Annotated in this window: 25 protein-coding genes; 21 read left to right on the forward strand and 4 right to left on the reverse strand. The window is 42.0% G+C overall.

The features are described 5' to 3' along the window. Positions 1 to 48: 48 nt before the first annotated feature. From E0E36_RS12755 to E0E36_RS12815, 13 genes are all read left to right on the forward strand, one after another. Complete coding sequence (locus tag E0E36_RS12755) at positions 49 to 522, forward strand: hypothetical protein (RefSeq protein ID WP_130856283.1); 474 nt, start codon at positions 49 to 51, stop codon at positions 520 to 522. A gap of 111 nt (positions 523 to 633) precedes the next feature. After that, on the forward strand, positions 634 to 1140 hold the full coding sequence (locus E0E36_RS12760) for a spore photoproduct lyase family protein (protein ID WP_341273587.1): 507 nt from the start codon (positions 634 to 636) through the stop codon (positions 1138 to 1140). 524 nt (positions 1141 to 1664) lie between these two features. Continuing rightward, positions 1665 to 1919 carry a hypothetical protein gene (locus E0E36_RS12765; protein WP_130856285.1) on the forward strand — a complete coding sequence of 85 codons (255 nt, stop codon included), beginning with the start codon at positions 1665 to 1667 and terminating at the stop codon, positions 1917 to 1919. Positions 1920 to 2098: 179 nt separating this feature from the next. Beyond that, entirely contained in the window at positions 2099 to 2746 is a 648-nt protein-coding gene (locus E0E36_RS12770) for a carbonic anhydrase family protein (RefSeq protein ID WP_013665407.1), read from the forward strand. A gap of 343 nt (positions 2747 to 3089) precedes the next feature. Next, positions 3090 to 3410 (forward strand): hypothetical protein, encoded by a 321-nt coding sequence (locus E0E36_RS12775; RefSeq protein ID WP_130856286.1) that lies wholly within the window; start codon positions 3090 to 3092, stop codon positions 3408 to 3410. 162 nt (positions 3411 to 3572) lie between these two features. Next, positions 3573 to 4274 (forward strand): ABC transporter ATP-binding protein, encoded by a 702-nt coding sequence (locus E0E36_RS12780; RefSeq protein WP_130856287.1) that lies wholly within the window; start codon positions 3573 to 3575, stop codon positions 4272 to 4274. A 12-nt stretch (positions 4275 to 4286) separates the two neighbouring features. Beyond that, entirely contained in the window at positions 4287 to 6779 is a 2493-nt protein-coding gene (locus E0E36_RS12785; RefSeq protein WP_130856288.1) for a TonB-dependent siderophore receptor, read from the forward strand. 14 nt (positions 6780 to 6793) lie between these two features. Further along, on the forward strand, positions 6794 to 8242 hold the full coding sequence (locus tag E0E36_RS12790) for an ABC transporter permease (RefSeq protein ID WP_130856289.1): 1449 nt from the start codon (positions 6794 to 6796) through the stop codon (positions 8240 to 8242). Positions 8243 to 8244: 2 nt separating this feature from the next. After that, on the forward strand, positions 8245 to 9600 hold the full coding sequence (locus tag E0E36_RS12795) for a DUF3526 domain-containing protein (RefSeq protein ID WP_130856290.1): 1356 nt from the start codon (positions 8245 to 8247) through the stop codon (positions 9598 to 9600). A 4-nt stretch (positions 9601 to 9604) separates the two neighbouring features. After that, positions 9605 to 12043 (forward strand): outer membrane beta-barrel family protein, encoded by a 2439-nt coding sequence (locus E0E36_RS12800; RefSeq protein WP_130856291.1) that lies wholly within the window; start codon positions 9605 to 9607, stop codon positions 12041 to 12043. A gap of 101 nt (positions 12044 to 12144) precedes the next feature. Further along, on the forward strand, positions 12145 to 12339 hold the full coding sequence (locus E0E36_RS12805) for a hypothetical protein (protein ID WP_130856292.1): 195 nt from the start codon (positions 12145 to 12147) through the stop codon (positions 12337 to 12339). 53 nt (positions 12340 to 12392) lie between these two features. Next, on the forward strand, positions 12393 to 12884 hold the full coding sequence (locus E0E36_RS12810; RefSeq protein ID WP_130856293.1) for an RNA polymerase sigma factor: 492 nt from the start codon (positions 12393 to 12395) through the stop codon (positions 12882 to 12884). After that, a complete protein-coding gene (locus E0E36_RS12815; RefSeq protein ID WP_130856294.1) occupies positions 12874 to 13434 on the forward strand; it encodes a hypothetical protein in 561 nt (186 codons plus the stop codon). Before E0E36_RS12810 ends, E0E36_RS12815 begins: the two co-directional genes overlap by 11 nt. 38 nt (positions 13435 to 13472) lie before the next feature. On the opposite strand, the gene E0E36_RS12820 is transcribed toward E0E36_RS12815, so the two are convergent. Next, on the reverse strand, positions 13473 to 15863 hold the full coding sequence (locus E0E36_RS12820; protein ID WP_130856295.1) for an ABC transporter permease: 2391 nt from the start codon (positions 15861 to 15863) through the stop codon (positions 13473 to 13475). Between the two features lie 162 nt (positions 15864 to 16025). Between E0E36_RS12820 and E0E36_RS12825 the strand changes: the two genes are divergently transcribed. The 3 genes from E0E36_RS12825 (at position 16026) to E0E36_RS12835 (ending at position 17730) form a co-directional block, all read left to right on the forward strand. Beyond that, positions 16026 to 16520 carry an AAA family ATPase gene (locus tag E0E36_RS12825; RefSeq protein ID WP_130856296.1) on the forward strand — a complete coding sequence of 165 codons (495 nt, stop codon included), beginning with the start codon at positions 16026 to 16028 and terminating at the stop codon, positions 16518 to 16520. Between the two features lie 146 nt (positions 16521 to 16666). After that, entirely contained in the window at positions 16667 to 17173 is a 507-nt protein-coding gene (locus E0E36_RS12830; RefSeq protein ID WP_130856297.1) for a hypothetical protein, read from the forward strand. A gap of 101 nt (positions 17174 to 17274) precedes the next feature. Beyond that, entirely contained in the window at positions 17275 to 17730 is a 456-nt protein-coding gene (locus E0E36_RS12835; protein WP_207303756.1) for a GNAT family N-acetyltransferase, read from the forward strand. Here the strand turns inward: E0E36_RS12835 and E0E36_RS12840 are convergent. Next, positions 17727 to 18230 carry a pyridoxamine 5'-phosphate oxidase family protein gene (locus tag E0E36_RS12840; protein WP_130856298.1) on the reverse strand — a complete coding sequence of 168 codons (504 nt, stop codon included), beginning with the start codon at positions 18228 to 18230 and terminating at the stop codon, positions 17727 to 17729. The genes E0E36_RS12835 and E0E36_RS12840 overlap by 4 nt on opposite strands. A 332-nt stretch (positions 18231 to 18562) precedes the next feature. Here E0E36_RS12840 and E0E36_RS28340 point away from each other — a divergent pair, with 332 nt between their 5' ends. Next, positions 18563 to 18619 (forward strand): hypothetical protein, encoded by a 57-nt coding sequence (locus E0E36_RS28340; protein ID WP_371719644.1) that lies wholly within the window; start codon positions 18563 to 18565, stop codon positions 18617 to 18619. Here the strand turns inward: E0E36_RS28340 and E0E36_RS12850 are convergent. After that, on the reverse strand, positions 18603 to 19346 hold the full coding sequence (locus E0E36_RS12850; protein WP_130856299.1) for a 3-keto-5-aminohexanoate cleavage protein: 744 nt from the start codon (positions 19344 to 19346) through the stop codon (positions 18603 to 18605). The genes E0E36_RS28340 and E0E36_RS12850 overlap by 17 nt on opposite strands. A gap of 108 nt (positions 19347 to 19454) precedes the next feature. Here E0E36_RS12850 and E0E36_RS12855 point away from each other — a divergent pair, with 108 nt between their 5' ends. The 4 genes from E0E36_RS12855 to xth all read left to right on the forward strand — a co-directional run bounded on the left by E0E36_RS12855 (position 19455) and on the right by xth (position 22263). Further along, positions 19455 to 19973 (forward strand): GNAT family N-acetyltransferase, encoded by a 519-nt coding sequence (locus E0E36_RS12855; RefSeq protein WP_130856300.1) that lies wholly within the window; start codon positions 19455 to 19457, stop codon positions 19971 to 19973. Positions 19974 to 20238: 265 nt separating this feature from the next. Further along, the gene (locus E0E36_RS12860; RefSeq protein WP_165446980.1) at positions 20239 to 21273 is read left to right on the forward strand and encodes a right-handed parallel beta-helix repeat-containing protein; all 1035 of its coding nucleotides are present in this window, start codon (positions 20239 to 20241) and stop codon (positions 21271 to 21273) included. An 88-nt stretch (positions 21274 to 21361) separates the two neighbouring features. Next, a complete protein-coding gene (locus E0E36_RS12865) occupies positions 21362 to 21550 on the forward strand; it encodes a hypothetical protein (protein ID WP_130856302.1) in 189 nt (62 codons plus the stop codon). A 20-nt stretch (positions 21551 to 21570) separates the two neighbouring features. Then, positions 21571 to 22263, forward strand: a complete 693-nt coding sequence (xth, locus tag E0E36_RS12870; protein WP_130856303.1) for an exodeoxyribonuclease III — start codon at positions 21571 to 21573, stop codon at positions 22261 to 22263. A 118-nt stretch (positions 22264 to 22381) separates the two neighbouring features. Here the strand turns inward: xth and E0E36_RS12875 are convergent, their stop codons facing one another. Next, positions 22382 to 22741: a nuclear transport factor 2 family protein gene (locus E0E36_RS12875; protein WP_130856304.1), complete on the reverse strand. Its 360-nt coding sequence runs from the start codon at positions 22739 to 22741 to the stop codon at positions 22382 to 22384. Positions 22742 to 22877 lie beyond the last annotated feature (136 nt).

Raw genomic sequence — 22877 nt, forward strand, 5'->3', positions numbered from 1 at the left:
GTGTTCTTGTTAATGTTATATAGTCAGTTGAAAATAATATCACATATTATGGAAAAACATCATCCCATAGTTGCAGGTACCGTCGGAACAACGTTGATGACACTATTTAGCTATATGGTAGCGGCGTCTAAGGGCGAGAAATTTGAGGAACCGGCTCTTTTGGCCGAAATGGTCGAAAAATTAACAAAAGAAAAAGAACTCGCTCGTATAAGTGGCTGGACAATGCATTTCGCCATGGGCTGCAGTATGGCCTTCGTTTTCCAGCAAATATGGAAACAGACAAAAACCAATCCCGGTATAAAGCAAGGTTTAATTGCCGGTGTACTTAGTGGTTTGTCGGGAATATTAATTTGGAAAGTGGTGTTCAAGTTTCATCCAAATCCGCCTCCGATTCCGTTTAACCGGTATTATGGACATCTGCTATTGGCTCATGTAGTTTTCAGTATGGGCGTGGCATTAACCAGTAGAAATTATAAAAACGAAAAGATACAACAATCTATCGGAAATGAGGAATCTAAATAATTAACTGTTGAGGTTGATCTCGTATCGAAGGGAGCCGAATATCAGTTCATTTTCGGATAAGTCGATTTGTTTGCCAAACTATACCAAATTTAATTCGAAGGGAACTAATTCATGCTAGAGGATAATAAAATCTGTCAGTTGCTATCAATCAGCAGAATATACCACGAGCCAAAGGTTATGGCATATCCGAGAGGACGCGAAATACTCGAGCGGTTCCCTGATGCAGAGCGGATTCAAGTGGCCTCCCACCAAGCTATACCAGAGCTTTTTGGTTTCGAAGGAGCGGTAGAAGACTGGTTATGGAATAAAAAGAATGTGCTGATACTCGGCACCAAAAAAGCACTGCAGGCGCGTCCCAATGCCCGAAGTTCAAACTGGGTAGCACCATCGCATTCCAATGGTTGTTCTTACTGCTATGTGCCCCGGCAGAAAGGGTATACGGCCTTACGGTTTACTTGCATCCTTTTCGGCAACACTGTCGGTTTGCATCGGATACATTTTTTCACTGAGCGTGGAGTCCTGCTCCTTTGGTGCGTCTATGGTATCGGCATCAAACTGTTCCTGGACATCGTCGGGCGATTGACTATCGCATCCACATGCGTAAATCATTACCGTTGAAGAGATAATCAGCAATCCACCAATCAGTTTTTTTTTAAAATTTTTGTGATTCATCATTGTTTTTCGGCTTAACTTGGCTACAAGTACATGTTAAGTTTGCCTTCTATTAAATCGTCAAGCGTTTTTCTAGTATCTCGTTCCTTCAATTCCCATGTTAGAAATCAAAATCATTTATAGCCATTATCAACAAGAAAACCCCAAAAGCGATTGAAATGTTTGAGACCGGCGGCTATTAGTTACCTATAACGCGATAGGCAATAAACAGGAGCATGTAACAAATGTGTGATGGGTATGTTTTGGCACTTCTATTGCTTCAATATACGCAATACTTTAACACCCTATGAAAAACGTAAAGGCTCTTGATCAAGGATCGGGAGCTTTTTCCTTTTTTTCTGCCAACAAATTATGACTTAGGGCATCATGATAAACGATAAATTATCCTCTACAAACATGATGGCTTGTGAATTTGTTAGAAAGTCTGTATTGCTTGCGTTATCACTGCAAGTTATAGATATAAATTAAATATGATTGTAACGCTTACTCCAGACATCGTGCAACAGCTTCACGCAAAAGGCATAACCTTTCTTTATGCTCCGCTCCAATTTAGTCTTGACGATCCAATTTGGGTACCTATGGTTGTCGAATTTTTTGACTGTGATTGGATAGATCCGCAAGCAGATGCTGTATTGTTGCTAAAAGCAGCGCTAGAGATACCCTTCGAGCAGTTTCTAAATCACCGCGTAATGCTGCCCAATAATTGGGATATGCATGTAGTTTAACAACTGTGGAATCAGTCAGACCAATCGGTCGGCTTCGATCTCATTTAACAGCCTATGCCCTTGCTAATAATGCTATAACCATATACGAATTATTTATTGTGAAAAGACGGCAGTGAATTGCTTTCAACTTTTTAACGTTTTTCATAGATTGCACAACATAAAACATCTAAAACATCAAAATGAGAACGCTAACAAAAGAAGATCAACAGGCAATAACACCTCAAAAGGCCTTAAACCTATTGGAAGAGGGCAACAAACGGTTTGTTAATAATTTAAAAATCAATCGAAACCTTTTGCAACAAGCAAATGAGACCTCAGACGGCCAACATCCCTTCGCTGTAATTCTAAGTTGTATCGATAGTCGCACATCCGCCGAATTGATTTTCGACCAAGGCTTGGGCGATGTTTTCAGTATCCGGGTTGCCGGTAATATTGTTAACGAAGACGTTTTAGGAAGCATGGAATTTGGTTGCAAAGTGGCGGGTGCAAAAATAATTGTCGTGTTAGGCCATACCAAATGCGGTGCAATTAAAGGCGCATGCGATCATGTGGAAATGGGAAACCTAACCGCTTTACTCTCGAAAATTAGACCCGCTGTTGATGAAGAATTGACCATAAAGGAGAACCGTAGTTCCAAAAACAGCGAATTTGTTGAAAGGGTCTCTGCTATAAATGTTAACCGTTCGGTCAAATCGATAATAGAACGCAGTCCAATTCTCAAAGAAATGATAGAAAGTGGCGAAATCGGAATAGTCGGCGGCATTCACGATATCACAACAGGCGTAGTTACCTTTTACCCGGACACCTCAATCTTCGGTAAAAATTGATCACGGTCCGGTTTTACCAACCAGAGGAGATGATATGGTAGCCGGCCATTTGATCATTAACACCTATAAGAAAAGTAAAGGCTCTCGATCCCTGATCGAGAGCTTTTTCATTTAAGTTTCGGCTGTAGAAAAGAGGCAACGGATCAGATTAGCCTTATAGGATAGCTGTTTATTTTGTCGCGATACACGAAATAGTTTTTTTGGTAAACCCACTTTTGACGACGGTGAAAAAGACATTAAAAATAAAAAAAAGCATTATATAGATATGCTTTGAATAAAATTGCAACTATATTGCATTTTATGGAAAATGGTTTATCTTTGACTTGTGTTTGCCTCAAGAAATATGATCTGTCGGAGAATAATTGCCTATGCGTTACTCATGCTTATGCTGGTAATCCATATGGTAAAAGCCCTACATGAACATCCTGTTCCTGTCTCGAGCAAGCACAAATATTGCGGTGAGACAGAACAGATCGTTGCCCAGCATAGCGCTCATTGTAAGATCTGTGATTTCCATCTGATAGGAGACAGTGATGTGTCTGTACTGTCTTTCCGTTTCCTTATACCCCAAATTGCTGAGGTGTACGATACGCCTAACGCAAGCTTTTGCTACGCTAAATATTTAATCGTCGTCAGTCTTCGCGGTCCCCCCATATCCTGCTAACGCATTGCATTATTCCATAGTTATATAAGCGGATCATCTGATAGTCACTACTCTCTAGCATTAACCGGATTCCGGCAGCTGAGCGTTCAGGCTGGTTGAAGTGATGAAAATCTTTTCAGATTCCGTTAAACATTATTTCAATCATTCCAAATTTCTTTAAGCGTGAGCGTACTCAAAGCAGAACAGCTTAGCAAGGCGTATAACGACACCTTTGCTTTGCGCAATCTCAATCTATCCGTAGAAAAAGGCGAAATCTTTTGTCTACTCGGACAAAACGGTGCCGGTAAAACAACCACCATCAATCTAATCTTAGGGTTTTTAGCCCCCACCAGTGGCCGTGCCCTTATCAATGGCATTGAAGTTAGACAAAATGACGTTGCCACAAAAAAACATGTGGCCTACATCCCTGAAGTCGTGCAATTGTACGGCAATCTTTCAGGCGTCGAAAACCTTGATTTTTTTAGCCGTATTGCGGGCTATCGCTATCCTACAGAAGCACTCCATGAGTTCTTGGATAAAGCTGGTCTGCAACGGGAGGCAAGTGCTCGGCGATTATCGACCTATTCGAAGGGTATGCGCCAGAAAGTTGGCATTGCTATCGCATTGGCCAAAAAAGCGGATCTGATTTTAATGGACGAACCTACCTCAGGGCTCGACCCAAAAGCAACGGACGAATTTACTACCATATGCAAAGGACTTATTGGCGAAGGTAAAGCAATTTTTATGGCAACGCATGATATCTTCAATGCAGTTAACATGGCAACACGCATCGGCATCATGAAACAAGGCGAACTGGTACATACCATTACCAACAGTGGGATCACGGCGAATGAATTACAAACCTTATACCTCGAAACAATTTAGCGTTAAGGCAGTATGAGATATCTATTGATAATAGCGATTTTGCTATTGGCCTCTCGCGGCCTAGCGCAATCCAGCATCGATGGTTTAGTGACGGATGAAACCGGTCGGTCGATTGCCGGTGCTTCCGTTTCTTTGAAAGGGAAAAATATGGACCGAACAGGTCGTACCGATGAGAACGGACACTTTACGCTTACGGCATTGCAGGAAGGTGCTTATGAGATTAATGCAAGCCATATTGGTTATGGAAACTTCCATGAGGCGGTGGTGTTGGGAAAGAAACCCATTGCTGTAAAAATCGTCCTCATATCCAAATCGAGTGAGCTGCAGCTGGTGGAAGTCAGTGGCCGGGTGGCCAGAAAATATACCAGTAACTATTCTTTCGGTGCCACGCGGACCTCTACCCTGACAAAAGAGATTCCGCAGTCTATATCCGCCATAACGAAGGAGCTTATTGCCGACAGGCAGGCATTCCAATTGGCAGACGCGGTTAAAATGGCCAGCGGCGTTACGCCTTCCAGCTATTACAACCAATATGCTATTCGCGGTATCAGTCAGAACGAGGAGGGACAGATCATTAATGGGATGCGCACAAGGCAATATTATTTCCTACAACCTTTAACTAGCAATATCGAGCGTGTAGAGGTCATCAAAGGCCCTGCAAGTGCCACCTTTTCCAGTGTGGACCCCGGTGGTAGTATCAACCTGGTAACCAAGAAACCATTGGCAATAGAGAGACGAGAGGCGAATATCAGTGCAGGTAGTTTTAGTACCATTAGAGGGAGCTTAGATTTTACGGGGCCATTAAATAGTAATAAAACCCTGCTGTACCGGATAAATGCCGCATATCAGGAGGCCGGTAGCTTTCGCGATCTGGTAGATAACAAGTCCTTTCTTGTCTCACCTTCTTTCTCCTATATCCCCAATGATAAAACGGCCGTTAATGTAGAGGTGATACTTAGCGACCTCACCGGGGATCTGGATAGAGGGCAACCTATTTTTGGTGCCGTTGCCGGGCAGACGAACCTGAACAGCACGCCTATTAACCGCAACCTTGCCGCCCCTGGCGATTTCTTTAAATCAAAGGACCTGATCGTGATGGGCAACTTTTCCCACAAATTTACGGATGCGATCAGTTTGAACGCTTCGTATATGAAGCAGAACTGGCATGAGGACCTACAGGAACATCGCACCACCGGCGCATTTGCTCCCGACACGGTGGGCAACCCCGTTAATTCGCTGGCGGCGATGCAGTTTGTGCAGCGCAAACAATCTTGGAGTACCGATAACTTTCAGGGCTATTTTAACTTCGATCTGAAGACAGGAAGAATACAACATAAATTACTGATGGGTTATGATCTGAGCCGTTGGCAGAAACTGAAAGGTGGTGGACAGGACGCAGCCCGGGGCTTTCTGTTGAGAGATGGAGGCGTAACGAACACCTTTTCGCCCACTAATCTTGCCGATTATCAGGTGATAACGATTGGAAATGTAACCATGCCACGACCGAATGTAGATTATTTCGATCTGAACAACCCGATCTATACCATGAAAAGACCAGAGGATTATAATTTGAATATAAGAACCGCATTACCGGCAGCGCTTACCACCACGCATGCCGTTTATATACAAGATCAATTACGGTGGAATCGTTTTATCGTACTTTTAGGTCTTCGTCAGGAATGGTTTAGGGATATTACGAATTATAAGTCCTCAAATGAATCTTCTTTTACCAATAAAGCTTTCCTACCGAGGGTAGGGATTACCTATGTGTTGAATAAACAGGTTAATATTTATGGAACCTATCTAGAGGGATTTCAACCGCAATCAAATACCGTAACCTTGATGCCCAGTACTGGTGGCTTTTTTGGCTCTCCCGAATCTGCTGCTAGGTTTAAGCCGCTGACCAGCAATCTTAAAGAACTAGGGACAAAAACCACCTGGTGGGAGGGGAAGTTGAGCGTGAATGCCGCTGTTTATGAGATCAACCAACAAAATATTTTAATGAATGCAGGACTTCCGGCTTATCCCGATTCTTTGGTTACCAGAGGTGCAGACAGGAGTAGGGGATTTGAAATCGAGGTTGCGGGTTTTATCCGGTCCAATTGGCAGGTAAACCTGTCTTATAGTTACATCGATGCAAAAATTTTAGAAGATGCCAATGCAAGTATAAAAGGTAGCCGTAAGGAGAATACACCCGTTAATAGTGGCAACCTTTGGACTCGCTATGATTTCCAGCAAGATGGCGTTCTAAAAGATCTAGGTATCGGACTGGGGCTGCAATATAGTGGCGATAAAATTCCCTGGTTTACCCGCGAGTTTAAGGTGCCCGCCTATACATTGCTTGATATTGCCCTTTACTACAAACCGGGCAAAGGCAGTATGCAAATTGCGTTTAACATGAATAATGTGACCAACAAAAGGTACTGGATCGGTGCGCAGAATTACCTTCGTTTATTCCCCGGGGCACCGAGAAATATCATGCTGACAACTAGTTATCAATTTTAAAACGGAAGATTTTTATGAGGATTGATGTATTGAAATTATTCGCTAGGCAAACTTACTTAGATGTCTTCAAAAGCAAGGCAATCATGGTATTGCTTGGCATTATTGTTATTTTATTAGTTTATGCCGCTTTGAGTGGTGCAGTCATTTACCAACAACAAACGGAAAGCCGACAGCTGTACCAAAAGCAGGTGCGGGAGAATTGGGAAAATATGCCCGATAAACATCCGCACCGTATGGCACATTATGGTTATCTAGTCTTTCGATCTAAGCATCCATTGAGCTTCTTCGATTTCGGGATGGAAAGTTTCACCGGTAATGCTATTTTTCTGGAGGCCCATCGACAGAATACCGTTAACTTCTCTGAAGCGGGTTTCAGCACCGGTATGTTGCGGTTTGGCGAGATCAGCATGTCTATGATTTTGCAGTTGTTACTGCCATTGGTGATTTTTTTCATCGGATTTAATACAGTTGCCACCGATAGAGAAAACGGAACATTAAAAATACTATTGAGCCAGGGTGTTTCATGGAAGGAGATATTGATCGGAAAAGCGGCTGGTCTACTCGGTATCAGTCTTTCCATTTTGATGCTGGCCATAGTTATATTGATCATGGGGTGTCTTATTCTTTCGCCCGCCGGGTTAATGACTGATGCGATAAGTCGCGCAGCTTGGCTTTCCCTTTTTTATGTATTGTATTTTGCAGTCATAAGTGTGATTGCGGTATTAGTTTCTGCCATTAGCAAAACAGCAAAGGTCGCGTTGATTTCCTTGATAGCAATCTGGTTGGTGTGCGCCGTGATTTTTCCGCGGACAAGCCAGGCCCTAGGTAATTTACTTTACCCATCACCTTCCATCACTGAATTTCAATCCGCCATTGAAAAGGACCTGATAAAAACGGGCGATAGCCACAACCCGGACGATCCCTATTATAAGGCACTGAAAGATTCCATATTAAAAGTATATAAAGTAAATTCCGTTGAGGAGCTTCCCTTCAACTATAGCGGTTTCCAGATGAAGGAAGGCGAGCGGATCAGTGCGGAGTTGTATAACATACATCTGGAACGTCTATTACAGACTTACCAGCGGCAAAACAGGTTGGCCAGGCTTTCCACCTTCTTCAATCCGATCGCGTCGATCCGTAACATTTCGATGGCCTTATGCGGAACCGATTTCAATACATACATAGGGTTTCAACAGCAGACCGAGGCTTATCGTTATCAACTGGCACAACACATGAACGAACTGCAGATAAAATTGATCAGCAACAAAAAATTGGGCGATCATGATAAACCCTACAGCATAAGTCGAAGCCACTGGAAATCATTTCCGGATTTCAAGTATAAGTTTACCGCCCTGCAAGTGCTAATGAAAGGCGAGGCCTACTCGCTAGTGGCCCTTTTGAGCTGGATTGTGCTATTGGGTCTTCTAATAATGACTCTTTCAAAAAGACTAAAAGCGATATAGTTATGTTCCTTTTGATATTAAAACGTTTCCTGCGATCAAAGATCGCCATCATAGGTTTATCTGTAGTACTTGCGGCGGGGGTACTGAGCCTTTTTATCGGTAAGCAGCATATGGATAAACAAAAGAAGAGCTTGCTCCATACCGAACATTTCCAACAGGAGCATATTAAGCGGAATGTTCAGTTCCATCAAAGCGAAATCGGCTTGTTGTTATACTATATCCGATTCAGTCTGGTCAATGAGTCGCATCCTTTAAATGGTCTTTCCATAGGGCAGCGGGATTTGAACAGCTCCATTCAAAGCCTAACAATACGAAATCTGAAAGGCCAGAAATATGATACAGACCTGTTCAATCCATCAAACCTATTAGCAGGAAACCTGGATTTCAGCTTCGTGCTGATCTACTTATTTCCCCTGCTAATTATCGGCTTCAGTTATAATTTGCTTTCCGAAGAAAAAGAGGGCGGAACTTGGCAGCTGCTAGCCGCACAAAGCACAAACCCACTGAGAATATTGGTATGGAATCTAATCATCAGAGCATCGGTGGTTATTGTAACACTGTTGACTCTGTTACTATTAGCGATTCTTATATTGTCACTACCCCTTGACAAGTACCTGTTGGCAGCCGTCATGATCTCATGCCTGTACCTGCTTTTCTGGTTCGCCGTTTGTTTTCTGGCGATTTCTTTTCAAAAGGATTCAAGTACAAATGCAGCGATGCTTATCAGCGCCTGGATGTTACTGACCATCATTTTCCCCACAGTAGTTAATAACTATATAACCAGTAGATATCCCGTACCGGAGGCACTGGCAACCGTTGTTGACCAGCGGGAAGGGTACCATGAGAAATGGGATATGGACAAAAAGCTCACCATGGATAAATTTTATGCACATTATCCGCAATTTCGTAAGTACGGCTTTCCGGAAAAACAATCGAGTTGGCTCTGGTATTACGCTATGCAGCAGCTAGGTGATGATGATGCAAAAGAGCACACAGCGCAAATGCGGAATAAGCTTTGGCAACGCGACCAGGCGAGCGAATTGATCGCTATTTTTCTGCCCACCTTACACACCCAACATCAGCTGAATACAATAGCAAGATCAGGGTTGAGCAATCACCTGCGGTTTCAGGACAGCATGGCATCATTCCACGAGAAGATGCGCCTGTATTTTTACCCGAGGATTTTTGAAAATGCGGCCGTCAATGATCAGAATTGGGACACGTTCGGAGTCGAGCATTACGAAGAGGAAGTCCGGATTGATTGGATTACCGTTTTGTTACCCTCTATTGTGGTTATCTTGATTTTCGTGTTTTGGGCAGGAATAAATTATCGTAAGAAATCTGTGGTTGCTCTGTAAAATAATGCGATCAGCTAAGGAGAAACAAAATATGCAAGCTTTGGGTGTCTGGTTCTTATGTTTGACATTATTTCTCATGAGCCCATCGGTTGGACATGGCCGGGCACCTGATGGGCGAATTGAAGTAGTTGTAAAGGATGAGGACAATATTGCTTTACGGGGAGCGACAGTCAAGCTGTTTAAGGAGCAAACCGATAAATTGATATCACAAGTCTCTGCAGATGAGAACGGCTTTGTTCAATTTACAGTAGATACAGGCAGGTATCGAATCTGTGTTGTTTCTGTTGGCTATCAGGAACAATGCTTAGATACCTCGGTAAGTAAAAATGGACGGGAGCTTGTAGCGCTTTCATTTTCACTGAAAAGTTCGGTGAAGGTGCTAGATGATGTGGTGATAGTAGCACAGCGACCTACTATACAGGCGGAGGGCAACAAACTGATACTAAGCACCGAAAACACATTATCTGCAGGGAACTCGGCCATGGAGTTGCTAAAAACCATGCCGGGCGTGAGTGCTGGACAAGATGACGAAATTTTGTTCCGCGGTGCACCCGGTGTGCAGGTAACAATTAATGGTAAAATGACCTATTTGTCGGGAAAGGAGCTGACCGAAATGCTGAATGGGTTGCATGCCGCAGACATTGCAAAGATCGAGCTACTGTCTTCCCCATCGGCAAATTTCGATGCTGCCGGAACGGGAGGAGTCATTAATATTGTTACTAAAAGGCGGCAAGAAAAAGGTTATGCAGTAGAATTGCGCTCTACGGTATCCAAAGGTCGATATTGGATGGTAAACGATAACATAACAGGAAGTTTCAAACATGACAAGTTACAAGTTGATGCATCATTCGATTATAATACACCACACAAAAACACCATAAGTACCAGCTCACACATCATATCCTATGGCAGCAACGATATGCTCCTTGAACGCGCAAATGAGGTGTCGTTCAAGATCAAGTTCTATACGTACAAGATTGGTGCGACGTGGCAATTGGCACCCCGTCATCAGCTATCGGCCAATTATCATGGGTATACGGACGACTTCACGGCACCGAAAACATCTTCGATTACCATGCGTGATCGATCGGGCACGACCGTGGAGTCGATATATTCCACCGTCAATATTATCGAGCCCTATTACTTCGATGCCTTTAATGCCGGCTATCAGTTCGATATTGATACTTTGGGCAAGAAGATTACTGCTGATGTACAGCTAATTTCTTATCGTAACTTTTCCAACAGCGAGATGGAAACCCGTCGCTATCGCAAAACGGGCAACCCCGATGGAGATCTGGATATACTCCGGTCTAATCAACCCGGTTTTATCCGTGTTTCGGCCTATAAGGTGGATGCCCTGTTACCTTATTCCGGAGTCGATCTGAAGGCTGGACTAAAGTATGCGGTAGCAAGCAATGATAATAATGCCCGTTTTGATTCTTTGCTGAACGGACAGTATGTTGAGGCACTGTCGCTTTCCAATAATTTTAACTATCGGGAAACGATTTCGGCAGCCTATGTGTCTGCATCTAAAATATGGAAAAAAACAACCTTCAATGCGGGCCTACGCCTGGAACATACCGATGCAAAAAGCTGGTCGGTATTGTCGTCCGGAAGCAATCAATGGAACTATACCCGTTTGTTTCCATCGCTGTCTATCAATACGGAAATCAATAATGATAACCAGATCGATTTTTCGCTAAGTCGGCGGATTGAACGGCCTCCATATGCCGCACTGAATCCGGTACGTTGGTATAACGACCCCTATTATATGTTTGCCGGCAATGCCAATCTACAACCCGAAACGAGTTGGCTATATGCTGTAACTTATACGTTGAAACGAAAGTATTTCTTTCTATTCAATTATAGCGCTAGGAGCAATTATCTTTCCCGAAACATGATCAAAGACACTCAATCGGAGGCATTGATAAGCCAACGGGCTAATTTCGACCATTTCAGGCGTTTGGATCTAAATGTTGCAACTACGCTGTTGCCTAGCAGCTGGTGGCAGATGCAATGGAGTGGGGGAATCAACTTTACCACCTATCCGGTAGATCAACATCTTCAGGCGGATAATTTATCACAATGGGCAGGTAATCTGCAATGTATTAATCAACTTAAGCTTCCAGGGGATGTCAACATGGAATTGGCCGCTTACTGGTATTCCCGGGAATTATTTGGGATTTTTCAGAAGAGCAGTTACTTCTATGTAAATGCAGGTTTAGCTAAGTCATTTTTCGATAAACGGCTGGGGGTTAGAATTACCTTAAATGATGTTTTCTTTACGAATAATTTTAGCGCACACTCCCTCGCAGCAATTACCGACTATCGATATTTCGATAAGCCGGACACCAGAAGGGCAATGTTTTCACTCACCTATAGTTTGGGTGGTAAGCTACAGTCGGCAAAAGAGCGCAGAACGGAAGAGCAGGACCGGCTCTGATGTCAAAAATTGCTAGTGCGAAACAATATGGGCTCAAATTTTTTTTCGTAATCTGTAAGGTTTCCCCTATAAAATGCAACTAACCTCCAAAAATTATTAATATGAAAGCACTAGCCATGATTTTTCTTTTCGCAATAAGCGCATGTGGCCGCGAATCTTCTCCAGAAGGCAGGTCGATTATTCGAGACAAACAGATCGTCGAACAGCTTGACTCATTGAAACGGCAGAACCACGTACTTCTTGATAGCATTGGAGCCCTTAATAAAAGAATAGAAAAGCTAGAAAGGATAAGGTGAAAAGGAAACAGTCGCAAAAGTATTGATATCTTAGCAGAACGCATGCCCACAGTATGAATGAAGACCAATTTTTACAACTTGTTTCAGTCCACCAGGGAATCATTCATAAGGTCTGTCGATTATACCGGGACACGCCGCCTGATCGAGAAGATCTATTTCAGGAAATCGTTTTTCAACTATGGCGTTCTATTGATGATTTCAGGGGGCAGTCAAAAATCAGCACATTTATCTATCGTATTGCTCTTAATACCGCTATTGCAACATTCAGGACTGATCGAAAAAACGTGATAAGCTATGTGGATCAAGTGCCGGAAATGTCGCCCCAAAACGAGGATGGAGCTTTAGCCGATCGTAAGGACCGCTTGATGGCTGCAATTAAACTGTTGGCAGAAGGAGATCGTGCCATTATAGCTTTAGTCCTCGATGAGTATAGTTATAGAGAGATCGCAGAGATCATAGGCATAACAGAGAACAATGTTTGCGTGAGGGTTTCCCGGATAAAAGATAAAATCAGAACACTATTAACTAGCAATCATGAGAATTGAAGAAATGAAAAGCCTTTGGGCAGCACAGCCCATTGAAATAAAGCCGAATGAAGCACTGGCAGAAATGCTTACAGAAAAATCTCATCCAATCCTTAAAGGAATCAGAAAACAGCTGTTACTGGAAATCGGCTCGTGGCTAATTATCTTATGTGTATACTACAATATGTTTGACGGTGAAAAGCGACCTTTGGCAGCTAACCTGGTACTTATAATCTGTGTGCTGCAAGCAATTGCCTTTAATTTTACCGGCTATTTGGCCGCAAGAAATCTTGTATATGGTGATAATATAATAACTTCAATAGCCGTATATCTAAAAAAACTCAAGCGATTTAAATGGGGCTCTTTATGCTCGAGAATAATCTTCACGGGTGGCATGCTGTTTTTTTTCTTTTACGGATTGGATGTGGCTATTTTTAGGATATTATCTATTGCTTTTATCGGCCTTGTATTTATAGGTCAACTCTGGTTACTTCAAAGACAGTGGTCTCAAAGAATTAAAAAGCTCGCGGAGTTAAAGTTCGAACTGATAAATACCAACGAAAAAAACTAAATCGGTGAGCACTCCCGGGAAAGGGATAGACTAAACAATTATTCATTTCTCAGGCTTTTTGCCGGATCAGCCATGGCAGCTTTCATCGATTGAAAACTAATAGTGATTATTGCTATGAGGAATGCCACGATACCCGCTACTAAAAACATCCACCAGCCAATATGAATACGGTATGAATAGCTTTGCAGCCAATTGTGCATGATCCACCCCGCACAGGGAAAAGCAATTAGGCAGGAGATACCAACAAGTTTTAAAAAGCCTATAGATAGGAGGGATACAATGCCCGTGATACTTGCACCCAGCACCTTTCTGATGCCGATTTCCTTGGTTTTTCTTTCGGCGATATAAGCAGAAAGCCCAAACAGACCAAGACAGGAAATCAAGATGGCAAGCACGGCGAATACGGTAGAAACTTGACCGGTGAGCGCTTCGTTTTTAAATAGCTGATCGAACTGGTCATCTACAAATCTGACGTCTAACGGATAATTGGGATTATTCTTCTTCATAACGGTTTCTATCGTTGAAACCGCTTGTCCGATATCGGCGCTGTTTTTTATCCGTGCATAAATAAAACTTTGAAATTCAGGTTCCTTGCAGAAAAGAACCATTGGGTCTGCCTGTCCATAAATATTGCCATAGACGAAGTTGCTTACAACTCCTATTACGGTCATGTCAGTAAAAACTCCATCCGGATTACCGCGGGGCGATTGTATTATTTTTCCAACAGCAGACCCTTCGCCTATCAGGTCTGCCATGGATTTATTAATAATAACGTTCGCTCTTTCAGCCAACGTGTTTCCGCCAAAATCTCTCCCCTCCAAAATTTTCATACCGGAGGTGGAAATAAATTCAGGGCTTACATGCCGTTGCGCTACCGGTATTTTCTGATCCGCCGGCTTGTTCGCCCACCTGAATCTGTCGTCGGTATCACCTCCATAAAGCGTTACATGACCGGCAAGGGCTGCATTTTCTATCAGGCCCGTATGCAATAAATCCTGCTTTATAATAGGAAATATAGCAGAAACGTTATGCTGCGGATTGATTTCAATGAGATTGCTTTTGTTGAAGCCCAGGGGTCGGTTCTTCACATGCTGTATCTGCGCATACACCACAATTGTACTGATTGTAAAAATGATAGAAATAGCAAATTGGGTGACCACCAGCCCTTTCCTTACAAGAGCGGCACCATGCGTTTTAATTTTAGCCCCCTTTAAAACTGCAAGCGGATCGAAGGACGATAGATAAATGGATGGGTAACTTCCCGCTAACAATCCGCAAATACCTGTAACTGTGATAAGGAAAATAAGATGATTAGTATTGAGTATATTCAGCACAAGATTCTTTTGCATAATTGTATTGAATGCAGGCAGTGAAATATACATGAAGAGCACTGAAAAAATTGCAGCAATAGCAGCCATCATAAAAGCCTCGCCCATGAATTGTGCCAGCAGTCGCTTCTTTCCCGATCCTAAAACTTTGCGCACGCCGACTTCCTTTGCTCTTTTTTCACTTTGTGCGGTCGCAAGATTCATAAAATTAATACAGGCAATTAGCAATATGATCCACGCAATCATTGAAAGCATGCGGACTTGCGCGATACGACCGCCACCGGTGGGCTTTCCATTGGCAAATGCATCGTATAACCGCCACTTTTCCATAGGAAAGAGAAAAACCTCGCTTTTTTCAGCAGGTGCTTTTTGTTTAATGTAATGCCTTAGTTGATTGTTGACAGCTGCAAAGTTTGCATTTTTATCCAGTTCAACGTAAGTAAAGGGCCCATAACTGTCCCATTCATCGATATTTTCTGACCGATTTTCCATGGTGATGTCATAGGGAGCTAGCCATTCAAACTGAAGTGATGAGTTTTCGGGCATATCTTCTACCACACCTGTGATAACATAGTTCTGTTTGTTATCTATCCGTATAGTTCTACCAATGGAATTTTCATCGGTACCAAAGAATTTCTTTGCCGTACGCTTTGTGATCACAAGTGAATATAATTGTGGGAATGGATTGGATGCATTTCCCTGCAAAAAGGTAAATGTAAACATACTAAACAAAGATGCATCTGTATAACGACCTGTTGCATATACGGATGTGTTATCGAAACTGAAAAGTAGTTTTTGATCTCCGTCTGAGTATCTTGCTGTATTGGCTATACCCGGGATGTCAGCTTTGATAGTTGCAGCTAGGGGACGTGGTGTAGACTCCATCGTAAAGACACTTTCGTTAAAAGGTGCATTCACTTTCAGCTGATAGAGTTCGTTTTTTTTACTGTTAAAATGGTCAAATGTCAGTTCACTTTCACCCCATAGAAAAATTAAGCCCGCACAGGTAATGCCAAGGGCTAAGCCAAAGATATTGAGAAAGCTGTAGGCTCTGTTCTTCCAAAGATTGCGCCAAGCGCTTTTGATATAACTTTTAAACATAAAATGGTTTCTATTCTACAAGACGCAGCGATTCAATAGATGTTGCATTTTACCGGAAATTGATAGCGGTATAAGCGAACCAGATCCGCCAATTCTTGCGATATTTGTATCTTTAATCTACAGTGTACCGAATTTCTGAAGGCAAACTTATCATGCTATCATATGCTATCAATTACCTCATCGGCAAAGCGTATTTATTTAACGGGAATGTCCGGAACCGGTAAATCTTCGATAATAACCAATTTACGAAATCGCGGTTACCGCGCAGTTGACACCGATTACAATAATTGGAAAGTATTTTCTGAATCCGATAGAGAGTGGATATTAAACGAAGAAAAGATGTATGATTTTTTGGAGTCAACAAAAGAGGACGCTCTTTTCATTTCCGGATGCTGTAGCAATCAATCCAAATTCTATAAATTTTTCGATTACATTATTTTACTATCTGCTTCAATTGAAACTATACTTAAAAGAGTTTCCGAGCGGCAATCGAATGCTTACGGGCGGACCGTAGCAGAACGGAACGAGATTATCCGGAACTTTAAAAATATTCAACCACTATTGAAAGAGACAGCGGACATTGAGTACGACACAGAAAAGCTAACGATCGAACAGATCACCAATAACTTAACGAGTCTTCTGCGCCACTGCAAATGATAGCTATTATGTCTATAGGGGGAATAAATGGTATTTGCGTATCATTCAAGGGATTATTCTAACGGTTTTATTTTTACGTTCATGTAGCGAATCAACTATAAAAAGTGTTTGATTCTAAGAAATTGCTAACGATTAAGACCATAAATATGAAAAATCAACCGCTACTTAGGCCATCAGTGTTTATGCTCGCTTTGTTTTCAGTATTTTTTTTCAGTTGCGGAAAGGCGAACAACGAAACGCATATTGAAGAGCCATATAAATTGGAAACCAACCTCTTCGTAGGGAACCAGCTGTTCATCAACACGATGAAGGCTCGAAATTCGGAAAACGTTTTCGAAATTTTGCAGGTAGTCCGGAAGAATGATATGTTGGATGTCACAGTAAAAGGCGGGGGTGCCGCAGCGTCATTTCAGTTCATTTGGGATGGTCTCGTACAAGAGTCATATCCAATGGGAGTGCGGTTGATAATGCTATACGATAATACGAATAAAGATTTCGACCGAAATAAGGAAATATCCGTATCTGTGAACCTTCAAAAAATTGTTGGTGAACGAAATAATGTGAATGACTATCACTTCAATGTGATTAATGGATCAAAAAAACAGACAGTAATATTGAATCCGGACGGCAGCACGTCCAAAGAAGATAAATAATCAGTAGTCGGCATTATATCAGTTATGTAGATTTTGAAGGGCACTGTACAACCGGTGTTGCTGCATTAATTCGATATTTAAGTTACTAAAAATAAAAGAATATGATGAATGATTTGCATATCAAGAAGTTGTCAGTCAACGACCTATCCTGTTTCGAAAATCTTATTATCATGTTTGAAGAAGTTTTCGAAATGAAAAAATTTTCTATGCCAACAAGTGAATACCTCGGTGAGTTGCTGGGGAAGGAAAACTTCCATGTATTTGTAGCTCTGAAAGAGGATTCCGTAATAGGAGGTTTAACCGCTTACACGTTGAATCAATACTATTCCCAGAAACCGTTGGCCTACATTTTTGATTTAGCAGTCGCCAGCCTATGGCAACGGCAAGGCATAGGAAATGCCCTGATTATGCATACAAGATCTTACTTCCAGCAGAATGGTTACTCGGAGGTCTTTGTACAGGCCGACAAAATAGACGATTATGCTGTCGATTTTTATAGGAAAACAAAACCTACGGAAGAAGAAGATGTGCTTCACTTTTACTATACATTGGATTAAAGGTCCAAATTGCCATGTCTTCCAATATCCGATTGACTGTCTGTTAGGGCATTTGCCGCGACTTTAAAGAAAGTTACCAATTTATTGGTTTTATTATCCCAATAATGGGCTGCTAAGGGTGTAACTTTTAAAATTCGGATGGTCGGATCATCTTTTCCCTTTTCAAACCAGGCCTCCATCATTTTATTCCAATACCTATCAATCCGAGCCCTATCGCTGGAAATTTCAGCTGTACCGTTAATACTAAGGAAATTATAATTTTTAGTGTCTGAATATAAAAGGCTTACATTTTTATTTTTTTGGACGTTTTGATACGTATCGCTTTCTGACGAAAAGAGAAAATAGATGGCACCGTTTTCATCTACTTCTTGTCGGCTCATAGGGATAGCATGCAATGCTTCCTCTGCTGCATTAGAACATAACATACCAATATCAATTTTATCCACCATCTTGCGTAATTTTTGAACAGCGTTTTCTCCGTGCAAATTTTCAGTGCTCATATTGTTTAAATTTTGGTATTCACTGCCGTCTATGTATTTATCGTTCTGATTTATCAAGACTGACAAATCCTGCTTCGTTAATTTATTTAGGATAATAACTTACAGGCCCAATAAAATGTTTTATTGATTTGCGATGATTCCGGTTAGCACGTAGAATATGCGGATTCATCCTTTGATAAAATTTCCGAAACAAAATAGCCTTAAAGATTATTACTAGTTAACACAAAACGAAAACACTATGGGGAATTTACTTATATCATTACCGTGATACTGGTAATCAGTTGGGCAATTAGTTTTTTGGCGGTTATGCAGATGGTGGAATTATTCACGCGTTGTTGGTTATTGCCATCATTGCGATATTGCTGAGAGTGATTAGGGGGGCGACTTAATTTGATGCAGGAATAGCGCTTTCTTAATAAGTTCCGCATTGGTTTCTGCTTTGGTAGTTTCGTCTATGTACAGGGTATCCTCAAATCCAACCCTCGTACTATAATTTCGCTCGAATGCTTTTTCAATCAAAGGCCAGCAAGTCTCATTTAAACCGTGTAGAAGAATCTCCTGTTCGAATACGACCGGCAATATAGCTTTTTCAATTGCATAAAGGTTTTCCAGCGCTCCTGAAAGTGCATGCTCCTGCGGTTCGATCAAAATTCGGAAACAATATTTATGGAGACCCGAGTTTATCAATTTCTTTGCGTCGGTTACATTCGAAATTCCTGCTTCAATAGAAACACCTTTATCTAAAAGCATTTTTACGACTTGCTCACAGTTATCTTCGCTAAAATTAACAGAAACAAAATCTGGAAAAATCGTCCATCCGTTTATTAAATTCTTTCTCAATTCGAAATCTGGTTCTATCCAGCTACCGGTACTGATACCTACCGGAATATTTAATAAATGCTGCCTCACTAACGATATTTGTTCGGCCACAAATTTTCCATCCAATGTTTCTCTACCATTGTCGTCCCTAACATGAAAATGAATTTGTTTGGCACCGGCAATTACCGAACGCTTAGCCTCCTCTAGAATTTCCTCCTTGCTCGTTGGTATATTTGGACTATCCAACTTAGTTCTAGAGCCGTTTATAGCTGCCTTAATAATCGGTGATCGCAACATAATGTTTGTTAACCATTTTTATCGTGAATAAGTTTGTTATCAATTCATATTTGTCGTTATTCGGGATTACAAGAAGTCAAAACTTGTAGTACCTTTACATCGGGGACTATGAAAATAACTAAACAAGAGGAACATCCGAAACTCCAAGATGAGCATGTACTGTTAGTGCCTCTGCAGCTGGCCGACGCAGACAGCTATTTCAGCCTGTATTTAGCGTTGGACGCTCTTGATATATATGAAGAAGCTGCTATCCTTCCAAAGGAAACGAAATGTGATTTTACCGGCAGAATCGCCTCCCTTTGCACCTACATCTGGACGATTCGATTAGCCGACGACCCAGACCGCATAATTGGTGACTGTGCATTGCACCATTGGAATAAAACGAAGCATGAAATAGAAATCGGAGGTGCTTTATTTCCAGCCTACTGGGGGCGAGGGATCATGTCGCATGCTTTTCAACTGGTAATGAAATTTGCAGCGATGACCCTTGAAATAAAAACCATTGTTGGATCCACTCAGACCAACAATGTAAATGCACAACGAATGGCTCATAAACTGGGGTTTAATACCGCATATGCGGACGGCAAGAATACAGTATTGAAATTGAATGTTTCCAAGAGCATTTGATGGGCTTTACTGATGGCCGCCCGACTTATCATGTAGTTCGATGTCGCCATTAGCAAGGTGCAGTTCCGTATCTGTTGATAAAGATGATGATTCTATTAGACAAATAGATACATCCAATGCATGAATCTTATTTTGGTATCAGGTCGTTCAGCTATCTATAGCCATAATAAAGTTGAGCGGATTTGCATGAGATTGAACAGCTTTGAACCTTTAAAATCCACTAAATCTACCCATGTTTGTGCCAGTGTTTCTCAATAATCATTTTATGAGTAAATTATTTATCGGCCTATTTTTCGTCTCCCTGTTTCCTTTAATGAATATGCAGGCCCAAACCTTATTTGTTGATCCTGTAAAGGGAAAGGATACCGGTACGGGGACCGAGCATGATCCGTTATTAAGTCTTGGCAGAGCGGTTACCGTGGCTAATACTTTTACAGGTAAAAATCCCATAAAAATTAAACTGTACCCGGGGCTCTATATGCTCACCGATCAGCTGGAGCTGAAACCACCTGCAGGAAACGGATATGCTACAGATTATACCATTGAGGCCGTAATTCTGCCAGATGATAAGGGTTGGATGCCTTCGGCCATGCCGGTTATTCAATCTATTTCTCCGAATAATAAGAACTGGGCAAATTTTGACCATTGTACCGGCCTGCAGGTGGAACGAAACAATACCCATTTCAGGGGACTTAAGTTTGTAGGCAATACCAATCCTGCCGTGGTTTACTATTACGCCATTGAGCGCCACTTCCCGGAATTGAAAGGAATGGAGATCTCCCAATGCATTTTTGCAGGGAGTAGAAATACAGCACCGATCCAAGGCGCCGTATTTGCACAGGGAAATGACATTAAGGTTGATCACTGCATATTTTACGAGTGTAAGAATGCCCTTTTACTATTCCTTTCAGTAAATGGTTTTTCCCTAACCAATTCCATCATCTACGGTTCTTATGAAGGTGCTATATGGTTCGGTAAGTATTCTGATTTTGATTTTCGCAACAACATTATAGCAAACAACAAAGCTTTTTGGATAGGTATGAAAGATTACACACCGCATTATACCTTCGCCAACTCTCTTATTACCGATAATGAGATTTTTATGGGTTTGAATAATAATGGCTCTATCGAGCTGGACAGTAGGAGCAAGCCCGGAACAAAAAATGTCCAACGGTCTGGAAAGGTTGTATTAAATGTAGCGAGTTCGGATACTATTCCCGCAAATTATCTCCAGCCATCCGCTGTTTCAGCTGGTAAGAATATCCCCGCAGGAATTTTTAACACTAATAAGCGGGACTGACCGGACGATCGCTTATATATCATTTCATTTAATTTTATCGAATCGTTGCATTGAGGACAATAGCAATGTGCTTATATGAATGAGGAAAATGATGGCGCTAATTGCCACTCCAGTAGCAGATCTTTATACATTTAAAATTGGTGAAGTATTGGAAATCCCACTTTTCATTTGGTGCTACCTAATATTCCTTATTACCCTCGTGTTGATCATACTGAAAACCGCTAAAGACATCAACAGGGAAAAGGAGCTGCTCATTTTCGTTCCGAATATTGTTTAAATATCTTATTGCCGATTAGCATGGAGCTGTTCACGATTGTTCTTAGTGAGACTTTACATGTTCAGGTATGTCCGAACCAAGAGGCCGGTTACCAAGCTACCTGGCATGGGCACAAAAGCTGGACCGGGGTGGCAATTTTATCGAAATCGAAAGAGATCACAGAGGTGACCCGCGTGCTTCCCGGTAACGTGGAAGATAACCATAGCCGGTACCTCGAGGCGATCATTGATGACACGCTTATCTGCTGTTTGTACCTGCCCAACGGCAATCCCTATCCCGGGCCTAAGTTTGACTATAAGATGGCCTGGATCAAACGCTTTAAAAAGCGAGCTGCCCAGCTGATAAAAATGGATATTCCCACCATTCTGATCGGTGATTTTAACATTATCCCTACAGAGCTGGACGTATATAAACCCCAAAAATGGGAAAACAACGCCCTGTACCGCATGGAGGCAAGAAAGGAATTTAAATCCCTGCTCAAACAGGGATGGACGGATTCCGTCCGTAGGCTATTTCCCGATCAGGCCGTCTATACCTTTTGGGATTACCTGTGGAACGCCTACGGCCGAAATGCCGGTCTCCGATTGGATCACATTTTATTGAGCCCCAAGATTGCGCCCCGATTGATCGAGGGTGGTATCGACCGGCATGTTCGTGGCTGGGAAAAGAGCAGTGACCATGCACCTGTATGGATCCGCTTGAAAGCAAAGTGAATCGGTTAGATTTTCTGCTGCAGAAGGTTCTGTAAAGCACATTTTATTAGAGCTATCCTACGACTGATTGCATCATTTTCCGGCAAGTATATAACCCGACGTAAAGTCGTTTATGTGCTTAGCAAAGCACGCTGCTTGCAGTAATCACCTTCCGGTCCCCGTTAAATAACTTCCAGACTCTGGTAAACTTAACACGGCTTTCAAATGGCTGGTTCAGGTAAACGCCCCTAATCTCCTTAGTGACCACCACTGTGCAGATATCTCCGAATAGGTGCAACTGCCGGTCTGAGGCAGCCAGTTCGGTAATCTTTAAATCCCCGCTGATATGAGAGGCCATATCATCCTTTTTGGAAAGCACCATTCCCAGGTGATTAACAAATAGCAACTCATCGTGAAGCAACTGATCCAGTACCTCTACATTGCTGTTTAAGATGGCTGTAATAAGTTGTGCTTCTAACTTTAAAATTTCGCTCTCCATGGCGGTTTGTTTTATAGATGATACCGCTAAAAATATAAAATTAATCTCTAAAACACCACGCGAAACGTCAGTTGGATATTCTAGGATAAATTTCCAGTGAGTTTTGCTAACTCCTCTGTGGTAAATTCATAATCTG

Source organism: Olivibacter jilunii, from assembly GCF_900607235.1.
In the GTDB taxonomy this organism is placed as follows: domain Bacteria; phylum Bacteroidota; class Bacteroidia; order Sphingobacteriales; family Sphingobacteriaceae; genus Olivibacter; species Olivibacter oleidegradans.

What these genes read in the sequence shown, in the direction of transcription:
- E0E36_RS12815 (WP_130856294.1), top strand. Translation starts at nt 12,874, where the DNA reads ATGAGAATTGAAGAAATGAAAAGCCTTTGGGCAGCACAGCCCATTGAA.
- E0E36_RS12760 (WP_341273587.1), top strand. Translation starts at nt 634, where the DNA reads ATGCTAGAGGATAATAAAATCTGTCAGTTGCTATCAATCAGCAGAATA.
- E0E36_RS12830 (WP_130856297.1), top strand. Translation starts at nt 16,667, where the DNA reads ATGAAAAATCAACCGCTACTTAGGCCATCAGTGTTTATGCTCGCTTTG.
- E0E36_RS12765 (WP_130856285.1), top strand. Translation starts at nt 1,665, where the DNA reads ATGATTGTAACGCTTACTCCAGACATCGTGCAACAGCTTCACGCAAAA.
- E0E36_RS12810 (WP_130856293.1), top strand. Translation starts at nt 12,393, where the DNA reads ATGAATGAAGACCAATTTTTACAACTTGTTTCAGTCCACCAGGGAATC.
- E0E36_RS12875 (WP_130856304.1), bottom strand. Translation starts at nt 22,741, where the DNA reads ATGGAGAGCGAAATTTTAAAGTTAGAAGCACAACTTATTACAGCCATC.
- E0E36_RS12770 (WP_013665407.1), top strand. Translation starts at nt 2,099, where the DNA reads ATGAGAACGCTAACAAAAGAAGATCAACAGGCAATAACACCTCAAAAG.
- E0E36_RS12855 (WP_130856300.1), top strand. Translation starts at nt 19,455, where the DNA reads ATGAAAATAACTAAACAAGAGGAACATCCGAAACTCCAAGATGAGCAT.
- E0E36_RS12790 (WP_130856289.1), top strand. Translation starts at nt 6,794, where the DNA reads ATGAGGATTGATGTATTGAAATTATTCGCTAGGCAAACTTACTTAGAT.
- E0E36_RS12850 (WP_130856299.1), bottom strand. Translation starts at nt 19,346, where the DNA reads ATGTTGCGATCACCGATTATTAAGGCAGCTATAAACGGCTCTAGAACT.
- E0E36_RS12785 (WP_130856288.1), top strand. Translation starts at nt 4,287, where the DNA reads ATGAGATATCTATTGATAATAGCGATTTTGCTATTGGCCTCTCGCGGC.
- E0E36_RS12775 (WP_130856286.1), top strand. Translation starts at nt 3,090, where the DNA reads ATGATCTGTCGGAGAATAATTGCCTATGCGTTACTCATGCTTATGCTG.
- E0E36_RS12860 (WP_165446980.1), top strand. Translation starts at nt 20,239, where the DNA reads ATGAGTAAATTATTTATCGGCCTATTTTTCGTCTCCCTGTTTCCTTTA.
- xth (WP_130856303.1), top strand. Translation starts at nt 21,571, where the DNA reads ATGGAGCTGTTCACGATTGTTCTTAGTGAGACTTTACATGTTCAGGTA.
- E0E36_RS12840 (WP_130856298.1), bottom strand. Translation starts at nt 18,230, where the DNA reads ATGAGCACTGAAAATTTGCACGGAGAAAACGCTGTTCAAAAATTACGC.
- E0E36_RS12825 (WP_130856296.1), top strand. Translation starts at nt 16,026, where the DNA reads ATGCTATCAATTACCTCATCGGCAAAGCGTATTTATTTAACGGGAATG.
- E0E36_RS12755 (WP_130856283.1), top strand. Translation starts at nt 49, where the DNA reads ATGGAAAAACATCATCCCATAGTTGCAGGTACCGTCGGAACAACGTTG.
- E0E36_RS12820 (WP_130856295.1), bottom strand. Translation starts at nt 15,863, where the DNA reads ATGTTTAAAAGTTATATCAAAAGCGCTTGGCGCAATCTTTGGAAGAAC.
- E0E36_RS12795 (WP_130856290.1), top strand. Translation starts at nt 8,245, where the DNA reads ATGTTCCTTTTGATATTAAAACGTTTCCTGCGATCAAAGATCGCCATC.
- E0E36_RS12835 (WP_207303756.1), top strand. Translation starts at nt 17,275, where the DNA reads ATGATGAATGATTTGCATATCAAGAAGTTGTCAGTCAACGACCTATCC.
- E0E36_RS12805 (WP_130856292.1), top strand. Translation starts at nt 12,145, where the DNA reads ATGAAAGCACTAGCCATGATTTTTCTTTTCGCAATAAGCGCATGTGGC.
- E0E36_RS12800 (WP_130856291.1), top strand. Translation starts at nt 9,605, where the DNA reads ATGCGATCAGCTAAGGAGAAACAAAATATGCAAGCTTTGGGTGTCTGG.
- E0E36_RS12865 (WP_130856302.1), top strand. Translation starts at nt 21,362, where the DNA reads ATGATGGCGCTAATTGCCACTCCAGTAGCAGATCTTTATACATTTAAA.